Below are 17,877 nucleotides of genomic sequence, written 5' to 3' on the forward strand. Positions count from 1 at the left end.
CGCTGCATCCAGCTCAGTTGCGGTCAGTAATGGTAGCTCGCTGACGTTGGCTGTTAAGTTATTTACAATGCCAGCTAAAATGGTTTCAAGATGATCCAGTAACGTCTGAACATAATGAGCTTCATATTTTTGCTCTGAATAATTTAATTCAAATGTCAAAGCCTCGCCTGGTGCGACGATCAAACTCATACCAAAGTGTGCATGTGCTTTTGCATTAAAGCCTGAGATTTCAAATTCACTCTCTTGCTGACCAAGCTCAGGAGCATCCGCGATAGGATAGTTTTCGAATACCATTGCAACATCAAACAGCGGTGCAATCGGATCAAATTGGCTACATTCTTTAATTTGCGTGAGTGATAGGTAACTGAATTTATCTCGTTTGTTCTGATTCTCATGCAGTTCTTTTAACCACTGATCGACACGAGTGTTATTTGTGAACGACACAACTGAAGGTAACGTCTTGATAAATAAACCGACCATTTTATCAACGTTATCGACTTCAACATTGCGCCCAGAAACCGTTTCGCCAAATATAACGTCATCGTTACCACTATAGCGATGCAGTAAATAACCCCAAGCAGCTTGAACTAAAGTGTTCAATGTAACTTGTGCCTCGCCCGCAACCCTCTTTAATTGGCTTGTAAGCTCTGTGGTTAACGACTTTCTCTGCTCAGCAATGGCTACGGAGGTATCATCACCCTCTCTCTTCTCAATGCCCAGTTGTGTTGGTGATTCTAGTGTTTTGAGATGTTCAGACCAAAACTGTTTCGCTTCATCAAGGGGTTGCTCAACACACCACTTGATGTACTCTTTATAGTTAGCTTCACCAACAAACTCAGGTAGTTGATTGGCTGCAAAAGCCTGATAGGCACTAAACACCTCACCAAATAAAATTGGCTGTGACCAACCATCAATCAGTGTGTGATGATGAGTCCATGCAAACTTATAGCAGGTTGCATTAACCTTAATTGTGAAAAAGCGCATTAGTCCAGGAACTGAAAAGTCAAACCCTTGCTGTTTGTCTTCTTGCAACAAATCAGCGAATTCATGTTCTACCTCAGCTGCACTTTTGGTACTCCAATCTAGGTGTGTCCAATCCATTTGAATTGACTCAGATACAAGCTGCAATGGTGTTTCACGATCTAACCCAACAAACGCCGTTCTTAAGATATTGTGCCGCTGGATCACGGCTAACCACGCTTTTTTAAACAGTTCTATCTCAAACTTGCCTTTAAACTCAATGGTTAGCTGATTGATATAAGAATCTTTCTCAGTATTTAACAGTCCATGATAAATCAATCCCGCTTGCATACTGGTCACAGGATATAACTCTGCGATATTAGTATAACGAGACTGTAGCGTATCTAATTCACCTTGACTCAATTGACATAAAGGGAAATCCGCCGGTGTTAATCTTTCTACATTAGGCTGCTCACAATACGCCGAGACTTCCATCAGTGCAGATTCGAAAAATGAACAAAATTTCTTAATTTCTGCATTATCAAACTTTTCTGCATGATAGTTTACTTGGAACTTCAACTTGCCATTAAACACCATGCCATTTATATCCAATAAATGACTACGAGTATGTTGGGCACTAATATCTGCGCCGGTAAAATCCCCTGCGCCTTTGAATAATGCTTGCTCACCAGCTTGTTGATCAAATTGTCCTAGGTAGTTAAATAAGATGCTATTTTCATGTTGCTCACTCGCACGCTTAATATCTTGGTCGTCAAATATATAGCTAAGCGCACCAAAACCTATCCCATTATTTGGTACTTTTCTTAGCTGCTCTTTAACTGAGCAAATAAGATTTCCAAGACCACCACTGGCTTTACAATCTTGGTGACTAAGCAGGACAGGATACATACTCGTGAACCAGCCCATTGTTTGAGACAAACTTACATTTTCATGAAACTCTTCTCGCCCATGACCTTCAAGTGTGACATTGATCGCGGTAGAACCACACCAGCGGTTAAACGCAAGTGTAAGCGCACTTAGGAGCAACTCGTTCACTTTGGTTTTAAATGGTGCATTGCTCTGACCTAATAGTGACTGTGTTGTTTTAGCATCTACAACAACCTCTTGATTTGCAGCTCCTGCATAAGTATCACTGGAATCAGTATCTTGATATGGAAGTACTAGATCACCATTTTGCAATTGATGTAGCCAGTATTGCTTTTCTGATTCAAAGCGCTGCTGGCTATCTTGATTGCTTAACATCGCCGCATAATCTTTGTAAGAAGTGCCACTAGCTGTAAGAGACACACTGCCATCAGCCAAATACTGTTGATAAGCCGAATTCAAATCCTCTAATAAGATCCGCCAGCTGACACCATCCACAATAAGGTGATGGATAATAATTAATAAGCGTCTGTTTTCAGGTTCTTGGCTATCAATATACACGATATTAAGGAGCGGCCCCGATGAAATATCAAATGATGATTTAAACTCAAAGCCTATCTCTTCATAACGCGTTGCTAACTCACCATCACGTGTGTCTAAGTTTACCTGCTTAACTACCTGACTTAATTTGGCAGTATCCATGTGTGCAAACTTGCCCTGCCACTTCTCATCTTGCTTTGCAAAAGTTAACCTCAACACATCATGTCGTTGGTATAAAGCTGAAACAAATTCATCCATAAACTTAATATCAAAATCTGTTGGTACACTCAAACATGCCGATTGATGGAAGTGATTATGATCTGTATGTTGTGTTGAGAAGAAATTAGCTTGGATTGGGTGAAGTGTCAGTTTGCCACTGCTCACTTTGCTAGAGGATACCGTATCATTTTCAGCACACTTCTTTGCAAGTTCAGCGATTGTTTGTGCTTCAAATATATCCCTTGTATTAATGCTAATACCTTGTCGATTTGCTTTAGATACCAGTTGAATTGAAATAATTGAGTCACCGCCACAAGTAAAGAAGTTATCATGGATCCCCACTTTATCAAGACTCAAAATTTCTTGCCAAATTTCGCAGAGTATCTTTTCATTGGTGTTACGTGGTGCTTCAAAGTGGCTCTGATTCTGTCCTGTAAGTGTTGGCTTCGGCAGCGATTTTTTATCTACTTTCCCGTTCACTGTTAATGGGATACTTTCAAGCTCCTCAAACAATGTTGGTACCATATAGCTAGGCAGTTTGGATTTTAAATATTTGATTACTTCGTCTAAATTACTTTCACTATCATCACGATAAACAATATAGCCCACTAACTTTTTGTCACCAGGTTCATCTTCTCTGACGATGACAGTACTGTCTTTTAATATAGGGCAAGACTGTAGTGTTGTACTGAGCTCATCTAGCTCTATGCGGAAGCCTCGGATCTTTACTTGGTTATCAACACGACCAACAAATTCAATATTACCATCACTTAGGTAACGTACCGTATCCCCTGTTTTATAGAGCGTTGCTGCACCACTGTGATTAAAAGGGTTAGGAATGAAGCGCTCATCAGTTAAGGCTTCGCGTTGCCAGTATCCACACGCAACACCATCTCCGCCGATATATAGCTCACCAACACTACCAACAGGTACAGGCTCTAACTGCGGGTTTAGTACATAACACTTATGATTGCTCAATGGCTTGCCGATTGGCGCACTCGCGTAGCGGCGAAACTCATTGCAATCGAAATTAAACGCTGTCGCAAATGTCGTTGTCTCTGTTGGCCCATAAACATGTACTAATTGCTGTGGCGATTTACCCAATAGAATGTTTCCAATCGCTTTTAGAGAGTGCGCTTCTCCACCAAATAAAACCTTTCTCAGCGATTGGAAAGTATCAGGTTGCTCGTCTGCAATACGATTAAACAACGCCGTAGTAACAAACATAACTGTAATCTTATCTTGTTCAATTTGCGCTTTTAAAAGTTCAGGAGAAAGTAGTGTCGTTTTGTTTACCCCACATATCATCGCGCCTTTAGTCAATGCTCCCCAAAATTCATAGGTCGCGGCATCAAAAGCGGCGTTGGATGCCTGAGCCATAACATCTGATGGTAATACTTCGATATTTTTATTGTCTTCGACAAGGCTAACGACATTATTATGTGTTACTGCCACGCCTTTAGGTTTACCCGTGGAGCCTGAAGTATAGATAACATAAGCAAGCTGCTGCTCGCTAGGAAGTAACTCTGGGTGATGAAGGTTAGTGCTCGGTAGGGAAGACAAATGTTGTAGATCCCACTTTTCTTCTCCAAATGAGTCTAAGCAAATCATTGTATGTGAATTAGCTGGTAATTTTGATTGCAACGTTTTGGCACTAATAACAAGATTTAACTGTGTGTCTTCAAACATATATTCCAAGCGTTCTTGGGGTAGTCAGGATCTAATGGTAAATACGCCCCCCCGCTTTTAGGATCGCGGTCATTGCGATTAAAGACTCAACGGAGCGTTCTAAACAGATACCGACTAGTTCGTTATTTTTTAGCCCCAACTCCACGAGACAATATGCCAGCTGGTTAGCTCTTGTATTTAGTTCACCATAAGTAATAGACTCATCGTCATATTTTGCAGCAACTTTATCGTGGTAAAGCTCAGCACAACGCTCAACCATAGTGTGAATATGTAAAGTACGGTCATACTCCAGTTCATGTTGATTCCACAATACTAACTGCTTTTCTTTTTCATCATTGCTTAAAAAACAGCTGCTTGCATGGGGGTTATCTAGGTTCTCAACTAAATCCTTCATCAGTCGAACGTAGACTTCCATATAACTTACAAATTGCGACTTAGATACTTTATTAAGGTTTACTTCACCAAGAAATTCTATGTTGTACTTATCGCTAGGATCCATACAGAACACGGTAGATAAATCAAAGTTGGTTTTTGACAAGTCGACATTGCTTATTTTTTCTACATTCCCCTCGGCGATTTTATCTGCCATCGAGTGAAAGTGAAGAAACCCTAAATGAGTATGGAAAACAGGCTGAGTTCCGTACTTTTTCTGGATCGCACCAAATGGGTATCGACGAAATGGTACTAGCTCTAGCTCGGACTGATGCGAAGCAAGAATAAGATCGCGCCAACTCCCCGCGGATAGATCCATGCTTACCGGCAAAGTGTTGAGGAACATTCCGCGCATTTGCTCACTATTTTCCGCTTCTAGCCGACCATTAAATGCTAAACCAGTTGTCACATTGCTCTGACCTGTGACAATACTTAAAAACTTAAAGTGAATAGCCAGCAGAATTCCTTTGAATGGCACCCCTGTTTTTTTTACCACTTCATGCAGTTGCTTAACGATGTCACGGGGTAATTTAAATGGATATTTATGGCTATATATGTCTACTTCTTGTGTCGCGACTTCTTTTTCTAAGAAAGGTAGCTCTGTATTAACGCATTCTTTAAGCTTTGCATCCCAAAAATCAATGGCTTCTTGAGATTTCAATACTTTCAATTCTTCGTGAATAAAATCACTATATTTCAGCGCCGGTTCTGGTAAAGAGAAGGTCTGTCCTCTTTGCAGCGCGAAATAAATATCAAAAATATCCATGACGGTTAAGTGTGTACTCCAACCGTCGGATACAGAATGAGGTTCAGTAAAGGATAGACTGATCACATCATCTTCTATTTGATGTACATGAAAACGCATCAGTGGAGCCTGAGTAATATCAAACATATTTTTATTTTCGAGTTCGATATATCTACCAATTTCAGCTTCTTGTTCTGCTTCAGACAAACCTCTGAGGTCGTCATACCCCATTTCTAAGGAGGCTTCACGATGCACTAATTGAAGAGGGATACTAAAGTTCGTTAAGTCAAAAGTAGTTCTAAGGTTATCATGCTCCTTTACGATGATATTGATACTTTCTTGAAAAAGCGTTTTATCAAAGGCGTCTTTTATGCGCCCTCTAAAGGTAGTCAGGTTATGGTAATCAGCAGGACTTTCTTCACCATTACTCATATCCATGTGGTGAAGCATGCCCATTTGTAAGACACTGATCGGATAAGCGTCTACAACATCATCGGCAAGCAAGCTCTTATCATGGTCACTAATTAAGCTAAAAGGAGCTACCGGTTCTACGTTATGTTGGGCATTTTCTTTTAGTTTTTTTTGCTTTAGTAGTGCTAGTAATTTTTTTTTGTTGTTCGAAAGATTATTCATAATTGTTATACTTATTCTGCCTGTCCGATTACCAAACCTTTTAGCCTTCAGCCAAAAGCCTCTCTACTTCTTCTTCTGAAAGCATTTCTATTTCCGCCAGCAGCTGCTCTGTTAGCTGTGCTTCATCAGCAGCCTGACGTTTCTGTCGCGTTTCAATCAAGTTGGCCAGTTTTGCAATAGTAGGCGCTTGAAAAACATCTTCAGAAGAAATTTCCAATTGTTGCTTTTTAGCTCCTCCAACAATCTGTACTACTCGAATAGAGTCTCCACCCAAGGAAAAAAAGTTATCATTTATCCCTATTCGCGCAACCTTTAAGCTCTCTTGCCAAATACGCACCAACTGCGCTTCAAGGGGCGTATTAGGTTCTACATACGCAACGTTACTAAGCTTTGAATCTGCATGAGCCAACAGCTTTTGAATATCGACTTTACCGTTGGTATTAAGCGAGAACGCATCTAGGGTTATCACTTTGTCGGGTATCATATAATGTGGAAGAAATTCCTCTAATTGATACTGTAGCGTTTCCTCTAGATTCTGCTCTGAAGTCTCTAGAAAGGCACAAATCGACAATTTAGACAGTTGATTTTCTCGAGTAGTAACCAAGGTATTCTTACCGCTAACTTGACTAATGACGCGTTCAATCTCATCTAGCTCAATTCTATAGCCATTAATCTTAATTTGTCGATCATTACGCCCTAGAAATACTAACTCTGCACCTTGTTTCGTGCGATTTAACTTAGCAACGTCACCCGACTTATATAGTCGCTTATCCTCGCCGGCTATACGCACTGTCAAAAAGCGCTCACGCGTGAGTTGTTCTTTTTCAAAGTAGCCAGCAGCAAGTCCTGTACCACCAATATAAACTTCACCAGCAATACCATAAGGTGCGACTCGCAGGGCGTTATCTAGCACATACATTTGCATATTGTCGATTGGCAGACCAATTGCAGCGTTGCCCTTACCACCACGCTCTAATCTAGCTACACAGCAACCTACGGTTGCTTCTGTGGGGCCATATTCATTGAACACCTTGATATCTGGATTGTGCTGGAACAAAGGAGCCAAATCTTCATGCTGTAAGGATTCGCCACCCACAACTAAATGGGTGATACAGAGGCTTTCCAACTCCCCTGAGGCGAGCCAGCTGTTTACTAGCTTCAGGTGTGATGGGGTAACTTTAAGTAAGTTGATATTTTTTATATCAACCAACGCACGTTTAAAATCATCAGTCTCATCGCCCTCAACAAGCTGAACGCTGCCACCAACAAGTAAAGGAGAAAACAACGAGGTTACAGTCAGGTCGAAGCTTATGGCGGTATGAACTAAGCTGTTACCTTGATGAGATAAGTAATGCTTAGCTGCATAGGATAAATAATTTGCGAGTCCTTGACGGGTTACTTCGACCCCTTTTGGTTCACCTGTAGAACCAGAAGTATAAAGTCGATATGCGATATCAGTGTTGTCAATGATATCTTGCAGCAAGGCCTCAGAACACTCATTAATGCTCTGCCATACCGTATCAATATTAAAGACCTCAGTGTCGTGATGTACACTATCTAGTACCTCTACGCTGGAGCGCTTCACAAACGTACACTTGAGACCTGTCAGCAAACGCTCTAAACGTTTACCTTTTGTTTTAGGGTCAATGGCGCAATAGCTAACCCCTGAGTATATGGATGCAAGGAGTAGCACAAGTAATTCATAGCTTCGAGGTAACATCATACCTATCGTATCGCCACGTTCGTAGCCATGCGCTTTTAGGAAGGTTATACATTTACTAACATCGGAGCCAAGCGTGGCATAATCATAACTAACATCGCCACTTGTAACGGCAATATCTTTTGCATATGCAGCAAAAGAGTCAGAAAACAAACTCGTCAAGTTAGGTGTGGTAGATGGCGTAGGGTTGAGCTGTGACAGTAAGCTTTGCTCTTTTTCAGCATCTAAAAGCTGAGTCGCCAACAGTGCCTTATCTTCATCTCGATGAGACAACGCACATAAGAGCATATTAGCTAAGTCTTCAATCTGTTCTGTCGTGTATTGATCTTCTGCATAATCAAACTTGGCCACTCTTTTGCCATTTTCAAAACAAAGCAACTTTAGCACAATGCTTTGATAAGTAAGGCAACAGTCTAGATCTACAATAACGAACTCAGCCCCTTCAGAAGCCTGCACATTGTGAATTTGTATCTCTTGAAAAGCAAATGCCTTAGCACTACTTATCGCTTCAGGTGCATATAATTGATACGCACTGTTCGCCTTGAGCTTATCGGCGAGTTGCAAAGCGACATCTTTTACAGATTCAGTTTCACCTATGGTTAGCTGCAGAGGTAGCGCTCGCGCATACAAGCCCACCGCATCTCGAAGCTCTGGGTTCACACGACCGTCTAGTACTACATTGATAGATAATGGGTTGTTCCCTGAGTGCTGAGCCAACACACCAGCCCACTGTGCTAGAACGATATTACTTTCGACTGAATCAGGTAATCCAACTTCATAATTACCACGTTCAGAAGGTGCTTGAATATCCTCGACTTCACTCTCATGATATGACCAAAATTCGGTAGCTTGATTGTCTTGTTCAATCATTTCTTGCTGCCAAAGTCCATAATCAATATATTCTGTTGAAGCCAGTGAGGGAGCTTTACCATTGTATCGAGAAACTAATTGCTTAAAGATATTCTGTAAACTCTGACTATCTGTAAATAACACAGGAACACGGATAGCTAGCTGATGTTTATCAATCGCTAGCGCCGTGAGTGTCGCATGAACGCCGTAGCTTCCACTTGTAGGTATTTGATTATCATCACCCGCTGGCGTCTCCTGCCATATTAATTTAGGTGATACGACACTCTGTCTTGGCTGATGATACAGCTCATCATTTACCAGCTCCATACGCAGTGATTCATGTTCATTAATCACCTCATGTAAGCTGTCTCTAAGCCGCTGTCTATCAATAATACCATTGATGATTATTGACACTGAATTATACTTTTCAGTTACAACCTCCGGGCGTTGAGCCCAGAGGTTGCGTTGCTGAATTGTCATTGCATAACAATTTTCGTTCAAAATATTACCCTTAGCTTTCAAATGTGATTAGGTTGCCCATTGATACAAGAAGCTTTCTGTCACCTTTATACGGGTTTCGCCCATGAGCCATCATGACATTATCGACTAATAAAGCATCGCCGGCCTGCCAAGCAAATGACGATTCAAGCTTTTTATATATCGCTAATAAATCTGATACAAACCCATCTTCTATTTTGTCCCCATTACCAAAATAGCAGTTACGAGGATATTCACTTTCGCTGTAAACAGTCGCTATTGATTGCCTAGTATTGTCATCCAGACAAGAAAAATGCCAATGCTGAATTTGAGCTACCCAATAACATTTATTTTCTTGGTCTGTTACAAAAGCAGGTCTTACCGCATAAGTCCGCAGCTTGTCTTTCTCTAGCCATTCAAAGCGGATGTTTTGCTCTTTACATTTTCTTTCAACAATTGCTTTATCGGTTGTACAGAATACGCTCTCCCAACCTAAGCCTACATCATCAGTACGAGAATAATTTCGAACATACATCACACCATGCTGTTTAAACTTATCAACAACCTCAACAGGTAAAGCTTGGTAAACCGCATTTGTGTCTACCAGTGGCGTTTCTCCCCCTCAAGGGCGGCGACTTGGCACCCAAACATAATTCGAGAAGGCCATGTGCTATTAAATGTATTTTCATTGTGCCACAACAAATGATGTTCGCTCGAGTACTGAACTGGAGTCTGTACAGTCGCGTGACCATCAACTGGATTGTGCTCTCCGTTATCTTCAACTAAATCACTGATTAGCAGGTTAGCTATGCTGGAGAAGTTTTCTACTGATCCAACATTGAAATTTCTAAATAGAATAGCACCATACCGTGAATAATAAGAATCTACAATAGCTTTATTGCTATTTATCCAACTCCTTAAGTTCACACCAGGCTGTGAAGCACTGATAGATATTGGCTCACTGATCTTGCTTGGGGGCGTTAATATAATCGCAGAACCGTTATCATCCGCCCCCTGCGGCGCCCTGTTATCTTAAGTGTTGACTGTTTTTCTAGTAGTGCATTTTCTTGATTCTGGCGTTGTGTCGCGAGATTTTGTTGCAGAGAATTAATTAACTCACCTACTTTTACTGTATCTACGCCTGCCACAATCTGTCTTAATGCAGCTTCAAAGCTTACCAATAGTTCATCAACTCGCTTTTCGCTTATCACATTCGCATTATAGACAAGCTTACCTTTTATCGTATCTGAATACTCTAATAGACCTAGTGTTAAATCAAGACGAGCTTTGGGCTCACCGATATCTAAAACTTCACAATGCACGTTTTCTAATGCAATTTCAGTGTCTGGCGCTTGATCTAAAAATAGCTTGATCTGAAAAATCGGTGACTTTCTATTTGCTTGTGTTCCTCTTAGATGGTTGACAACTTTTTCAAATGGCACCTCTTGATTACTCAACACATCTAAGGTGTTAGATTTAACCTGATCAAGAAATTCTGAGACCTTGCTGTCATGATCTACAGCATTTCTCAATGCCACCTGATTTACAAAGAAGCCCATTGTATTCTCAAGTTGATAATGCTCACGATTTGCCACATCCGTCCCGATAACAATATCTTTTTCCCCAGTTAATGCTGCAAGCGCTAGATTGAATGCGGTTTGAAGCGCCATAAATGGTGAAAAGTGTGTCTGATCACTAAATCGTCTTAGCTGTGACGTCAAATCAGCGCCTAGCTCATACTTTTGGGAGCCTGTAATCACGTCAGCTGCTTGCGGTACAGACTTATCACTCAGTGCTAGCATAGTGTTTGGCATATCTGCCAAATACTGTTGCCAAAAGCGTAGCTGTTGTAGCTCATCTTTACGAGTATCTCTTTGCCAAACGGCGTAGTCAATATAGCTTACAGAGTCGCAGATATCTGTAATAGGTTGCTCACCCTGTCCTTGCTCATAGAAGCGACACAACTCACTGATGAACAGACGCGTTGTCCAACCATCAGTAATAATGTGATGGAAGTTAAGCACCAAAATAAACTTCTCAGGTGAGAGCTGTAATAAACGAGCCCGCCATAAAGGCGCAGCAGATAAGTTAAATTGGTAAGCTTCCTCTTCAGTAACTACTTTATTGATGGCATTTGGCTGTTCAAACTCAGGTAGGTGGTGCAACGACTCAATTGGTAATGCAACAGCTCCAATTGCAGCCAGTTTTTGATGAGGGATACCTTTTTCTACATCCATCATAATCGCAGTGCGCAGTACTGCATGTTTTTCCACCACACAATTGACTGCTTGCTCAAGCTTCTCGGTATTGAGCGAGCCAGTTAACGCAATAGCTGCAACATTATTATACCTAGTGTGATGGTTATCTATTTGATCTGCTAGCCATAAGCCTTGCTGGGCAAAAGAAAGCGGCCCCTCTGTTGCTGATGTATTACGGATTATTGCCTCTTGTTTATTCCCCCCTGATGTATGCCCATCGATCAAGCTTGCCATCTGCTCTAATGAATCTGCTTCAAACAGATCTCGCAGTGAAAAGGTTACATCAAAGTGAGCCTTGATCCGTTTATACAAACTGGCCAATTTTAATGAGTGGCCTTTTAGTTTGAAAAATCCGTCTGTTTTGCTCACGTGTGAGACACCAAGAACGTCACACCACATTACCGATAACTCTTCCTCTGTTTTAGACTTAGGTAGCTCGTATGTTTGCACCTCGTTTGCGACAACAAACTGATTAGCTAACGCCTTTCTATCCACTTTACCACTTGGTGTTTTCGGAAGTTGCTCAAGCAGCTGAATATAATTAGGTACCATATAATGCGGTAGCTGCTGCTTTAATATCGTCAGCAAACTTTGCGTATCAACACTTCCACCATCAATTACCTGCACAAACGCTTCTAACGTGGTCATATCTCCTTTACCACTAATCATAGCGACTGCTGCAGAAACATCAGCCTGTTGCTCAAGGATTGATTCAATTTCGCTCAGCTCAATCCTAAATCCACGAACTTTAACTTGAGTATCCTTTCGACCAAGATACTGCAAGCTTAAGTTATCTCGTTCACCGACCCAACGCCCTATGTCTCCTGTTTTGAATAATCGACCCCAAGGTGAGTCTATAAAGCTCTGGCTATTTAAATCATCACGAGCAATATAACCAGTTGAGAGGCCGGCACCACCAATATAAATTTCTCCCTGCGCACCTTGTGGGCTTAATGAAAGGTTCGCATCAAGAACATACAGGTCTGTGTTCAAGATAGGCTGACCTAACGCAACAGACTCGTCATGACTAACTTTAGTGCAAGATGACCAAATAGTCGTTTCTGTTGGGCCGTACATATTCCAAGCATCACTCGTCACATCCAACAACTGGCGCTTTAGTTGTGTTGGCATGCTTTCACCACCACAGAGCGCACGAATGCTGCTAGGGAGGTCAATACCGAAGTTAAGCAACGCACTCCAAGTTGAAGGCGTCATTTGTAATACGCTGGGTTTGACATCAGAGATGGTGTTCGCCAATGACTCAATATTAGCTAACTGAGCGTTTGAGCCGATCACACAAGTTCCACCCGATACAATAGGCAAAAAGAGCTCAAGTAGCGCTATATCAAAGCTGTATGGAGTAATGGCAAGAATGGAGTCGTCACGGTTAAACCCAGGCTCTACTTGCATACTCATCAAGAAGTTTACAAAGCTTCCATGTGATATTTGAACCCCTTTAGGCTTTCCTGTACTGCCCGATGTGTAAATTGCGTATGCCAGTTGCTCTTGCTCTAACTTTTTACTGACAGCAGCTCTACTGAAATGCTCAGTTTCGCTTATACGGCATACTGTGATCTCATCTCCATACTGGCTTGCCTGAACACTTAGCGTGTCACTACAAATCACTAAACGCATGTCGCTATTTTCAACGATATATCCTAATCGCTCAGCTGGATAGGTAGGATCTAAAGGAACAAACGCACCTCCCGCTTTGATGATCCCTAACATGGTGATCAATATATTCTCAGAGCGCTCCATCAAAATACCGACAAAGTCTCCTTGTACAAACTGAGAAGATTGGAGCAGCATGTTTGCCACTTGGTTGCTTCGAGCATCTAGGGTTTCATAGCTAAACTCCATCCCTTCGAATTTGATCGCCGTTTTATGGCCAGATGCCTGTACTTGCTGAGCAAATAAGTCACTCACAGATGTAACCGCTACATTGCTTTTCTTACCTCTACTGTGACTTAAGATAGCGTTTTTATCCGCTTCACTTAGATATGAAATATCCTTTATTGGACTTAGCCACTGCGCTTGTAGCGATTCTAATAGGTATAATAGTTGCTCACCAATTTTGTCAATTGTGCTTCTGTTATATAAGTCCTGAGAATACTCGACTTGTAGTTCAAGCCCACCAGCATCCGTGTTGGCAAAGTCAAAAGTTAAATCAAATTTAGCCGATATTTGTAATGGCTCTATCAGCTCAGCATCACACCCTGCAAATTCAATATTATTATTTAGGTCAAGATAGTTAACTAATACTTGGAATAGGGGGTTTCTGCTAAGGTCTCTGTCAGGTTCAACGAGCTCTACAACCTTTTCAAAAGGCAGAGCTTGGTTGGACTGCACCTCTAGCATCTTCTCCTGTGTTGTTTCAAGAAAACGGCCAACCGAACAGTCTTGAGAAATATCTTTTAAATTAAATGCGACTGTATTTAAAAATAGTCCGACAGTATCTTGGATTTGAGATTGTTCTCTATTTGCAACCGGAATACCCAGACAAAAATCCGTTTGATTTGAATATCGTTGTAAGAGGAGATGAACTGCACTGATTAACATACTAAATACGGTTAATTGACGGCTATCACATAGAGATTTTAAGGAATCAAATTGCCCTTTGTCTAGATTGAAAAGTACTCGCTCCCCTTTACCTGAAAGTACTTTAGGTCTCGGGTGATCTGTTAGCATTTCTAAGTTTTGATAGCCACTTAATTCCTTATTCCAAAACTTCACTTCATTAGCTAGCGTCTTCTCGTTGATAAAGTCGCGTTGCCACTTCGCATAGTCAGTATATTGAATAGCAGGATGCACGATCTCCACATCTTTTTGTTGTACAAAATCTCTATAGCTAGACGTGATATCATCAAGAATAATATTCAGAGATACCCCATCTGCCACAATATGGTGCATACATAGTCCCAATACCCATTTATCTTCTGCAAAACGGACAAGTAGTGCACGGATCAAGGGCAACTCACCAAGGTTAAATGGTTTTTCAACCCAGCTTTCTAATGTCGTTCTATAGCTTGATAGATCAGCAATATCAGCCTCTGTAGACATATCTAGCTGTTGTAATGGAAGCTGAATATGTGGCTCCACAATTTGGCAAAGTCGCTCGCCTAACTCACTAAACTTAGTTCGCAACGAATCGTGTCTTGCTATCGTATAAGCGATTGCTTTTTCCAAAGCCTTAGTATCAATCTGTCCACTAATCTTAACGAAGCCTGTCATATGATACTTTGTGCTTTCACCAATCTTATCAAGAAAGTACATTCGCTCTTGGCCATAAGATAAAGGAATATCGCCAGTGTTGTTGAGCGACTTAATCTCAGGCAACTGGGTTTGTTGACTCGTCTCTTTACCTTTCTTCTCATCAATAAGTGCGGCCATCGACGCTAAGCTTTCTGAATCATACACTTCTTTAATTGTCAGCTTAATTCCCAATGCGTCACGAATATTTGCAATCATCCTCATTGCTTTGAGAGAGTTACCATACAGTCCAAAAAAGCTACTATTGATACTCACTTTTTCTTGTAAAAAGACACCTTCCCATACCTTAGCTAATACAGCTTCTGTTTCTGTTGTAGGTGCAAGGTAGGGGCGACTTTCTTCTTTCTGATACTTATCTATTTCGCTTACCAAAGCTTTTCTGTCCACTTTTCCACTCGGGGTCATCGGAAAGCTTTCAACCTGAAATAGTGCGTTAGGTATCATATAGTCCGGTATTTTGTCCTTTAGCGAACTCTTTAGCTGATCTACATCTATTGCTGTGGGTTCAGCTGTGAAGAATGCCATAAGCTCAACACTATCTGTGTCACCGTTCGATGGGTGTCCTATAACAATCGCTTCTGTAACCTCGGCAATAGCATGTATCTGTGATTCAATTTCACCAAGCTCAACACGGTAGCCCTGAACTTTCAACTGCGCATCATTTCGACCTGTAAAGTAGAATAAACCATCTGTGTCGTAATACGCTCTGTCACCTGTACGATATAATCGCTTCGGTTGTGAACCAACTTCACAGGTTACAAACTTAGCGTATGTTTCTTCATCGCGATTTATATAGCCTTTAGCAAGGCTCATCCCACCTAGATACAGCTCTCCAACAAAGCCCGGAGGTAAAGGGTTCATTTTTTCATCTAAGATATAAGCTTCCCTTCCCAGTAACGGCTGGCCGATTGGGACGGCGTTCTTTTGGTTACTACCAACTTCATGCGCAAGTGCAGTTACAGTTGCTTCCGTTGGCCCATAAGCATTTATTAATCTGACCCTGTTTTCGAATAGCTTGTTCCAACTATTCGCTTTGTCAGCTACCATGCGATCTCCACCGACAATCATGAGCCTCAAGCTACTTAACTGCTCTATCGATGGTAAGTTCTGCCAATCATCAACCACATGATTCCAATATGCCGTAGGTATATTGACGACGCTCAACTGATACTGTTCAATCTTTTCAGCTAGCTCAGCAGGGCTCCAAACGACTGGACCTCTAATACACAGTGTCGCTCCACTCGCTAACGCAACATAAATTTGTTCAATAGATGGATCAAAGTTTGCTGGTGCGAATAAGAGAGAACGATCAGATCCGCTCATTTGATAGTATTCAATCATGGACAATGTATGTGCTATCACTGATTGATGTGGTATTAAAGTCCCCTTAGGATTCCCTGTCGAGCCAGACGTATAAATCATATAGGCATCGTCATCTTGATAATACTCATGACTTTTATTGTATGCTATTGATTCACTGGGCTGATTAACCGTAATCAGTTGTAAGTCATATATTTCTAGCTGCTTTTGATCTTCTGCTAAACAAATAACCTTGCTAACCTTTGAATCTTCAATCATGTATTTGATGCGTTCTTCTGGGTACTCAGTATCCAGTGGTAAATAAACCGCATTTGCTTTTGAGATCCCTAACATAGCAGCGATCAGTAAAAATGAACGCGGTGCAAAAACGGCAACCACTTCCCCTTTTTCTACCCCATTGTCATCTAACTTTTGCGCAATAGCATTCGCCCAATTACCCAATTCTTGATAGCTAAGCGTATCCGAATCAAGCTCTAGTGCCACTTTGTCGGGGCATTGTTTGATTTGCTCTGCAACTAGTTGGTGGATCGCTTTGTTTACTGTATTGCCTGTCGATGTTTTAACTTTGGTATTATCTAGCGCCGCTTCTTCTAACTCGAATATCGGTATATTGCGCAACCCATCAACTTGTGCCGATAACAAATAACGCATTTGGGTAATAAACGCATTGTTTATTTGTTGGATTACTTGTTCAGTATAAGCATTACTATCAAAGTGCCAACGTAGCTCGATATTATTGTCGATGTTTACTTCGGCATGCAAAGCTAGCTTGTGTGGAGAAGGAGCCAGCTGGATATGTTTAGGGGCCCAACTTAACTCGCTGTTGGAACAAGTAAGTATAGAGGCACTGTTATAAAAAGCGAAACCAATATCTAATGATTCCGATGCTTCCTCTCTCCAACACTCGGGCCATTTATAAAAGTCTTGCCAACTTTGAATTGAAGTTAACTGCCTAGAAAGCTGCTCAACAAGTGGCACAAATGATTCAAACTCAGTGATGTCCATACAAATTGGTATGTCTTTTTGAACTATACCCATGACACTTTGTAGTTGCTCATCATCTCTCCCCCCAAACCTGAGTGAGACAGCTTGATTGGATTGCCCACTCATGCGTGAGACAATTAAAAGCCACATCGAACAAAGCACGTCTTGAGCCCGCAAATCATGTTGTGAACAATACGTATTAAGTTGCTCGGTCAACGTACTGGGTAAGCTAACGACTTGACAGCGTTGAGTGTACGCACGCTCTGTTGTTGGCTCTTCAAGCGCAAAGCTAAAACGTGGGGAAAAGTCTTTGCAGTAATTGCTCCAGAACTTGTTTCCTTCAAAAGCATCATCTGACATTTGAAGCTCATCTAACCATGCCGCATAGTCGATATACTGTAATGGCTCCTCCAGTTCAGGACATCCTGAGCCGTGTATAGCATCGTAGTAATAGGACCACTCTTTTAGCATAGTCATTACCGCTTGGTAGTCCATACCCAAGGCATGACAACAAAGAATGATATGATGCTTGTTTTCGGCTTCTTTTACTAAAGAGATATATACAGTGCTGCTATTACCACCTTTTTGGAACTCTTCGTTTTGTGCTTTAGCAAGCGCTGTTAGCGACGATTCACTCAATTCATGCTCGCTCCATTCGAGACTTACTCCCGCTAGCACTTGCAGTGGGTGCTTCATCCCTGGAATAACAGTGTAATCTGTCTGAAAGATCTCATGCCTTTCCACGACAGTGCTTAAAGATTCTTTTAAAGCAGCAATATCTACACTACCTTTAAGCTCTACTACAATTTGTGCACCAGAGCGATCATGCTCAAGTATTTGAAAAAGATCCCTCTGCTGTGGTGAAGTCAGAAATCCATCAGACATAATTTTCTCCT

The 17,877-nt window shown here is 41.4% G+C and carries 3 protein-coding genes and 2 pseudogenes; all 5 read right to left on the reverse strand.

All coding sequences use genetic code 11. The annotated features are described in order from the left end of the window. Window positions 1–24 precede the first annotated feature (24 nt). A pseudogene (locus tag B1L02_RS25125) lies at window positions 25–4,305 on the reverse strand (amino acid adenylation domain-containing protein); the annotation flags it as partial. 19 nt (window positions 4,306–4,324) lie between these two features. Beyond that, window positions 4,325–6,103 (reverse strand): condensation domain-containing protein, encoded by a 1,779-nt coding sequence (locus B1L02_RS24955; protein WP_088532159.1) that lies wholly within the window; start codon window positions 6,101–6,103, stop codon window positions 4,325–4,327. Window positions 6,104–6,143: 40 nt separating this feature from the next. Then, complete coding sequence (locus B1L02_RS18205) at window positions 6,144–9,086, reverse strand: amino acid adenylation domain-containing protein (protein WP_167651270.1); 2,943 nt, start codon at window positions 9,084–9,086, stop codon at window positions 6,144–6,146. Between the two features lie 97 nt (window positions 9,087–9,183). Beyond that, a pseudogene (locus tag B1L02_RS25215) lies at window positions 9,184–10,076 on the reverse strand (TauD/TfdA family dioxygenase). 53 nt (window positions 10,077–10,129) lie between these two features. Beyond that, a complete protein-coding gene (locus B1L02_RS18220) occupies window positions 10,130–17,866 on the reverse strand; it encodes an amino acid adenylation domain-containing protein (protein WP_088532163.1) in 7,737 nt (2,578 codons plus the stop codon). Window positions 17,867–17,877: the final 11 nt, after the last annotated feature.

Source organism: Pseudoalteromonas piscicida (assembly GCF_002208135.1).
Classification (GTDB): domain Bacteria; phylum Pseudomonadota; class Gammaproteobacteria; order Enterobacterales; family Alteromonadaceae; genus Pseudoalteromonas; species Pseudoalteromonas piscicida_A.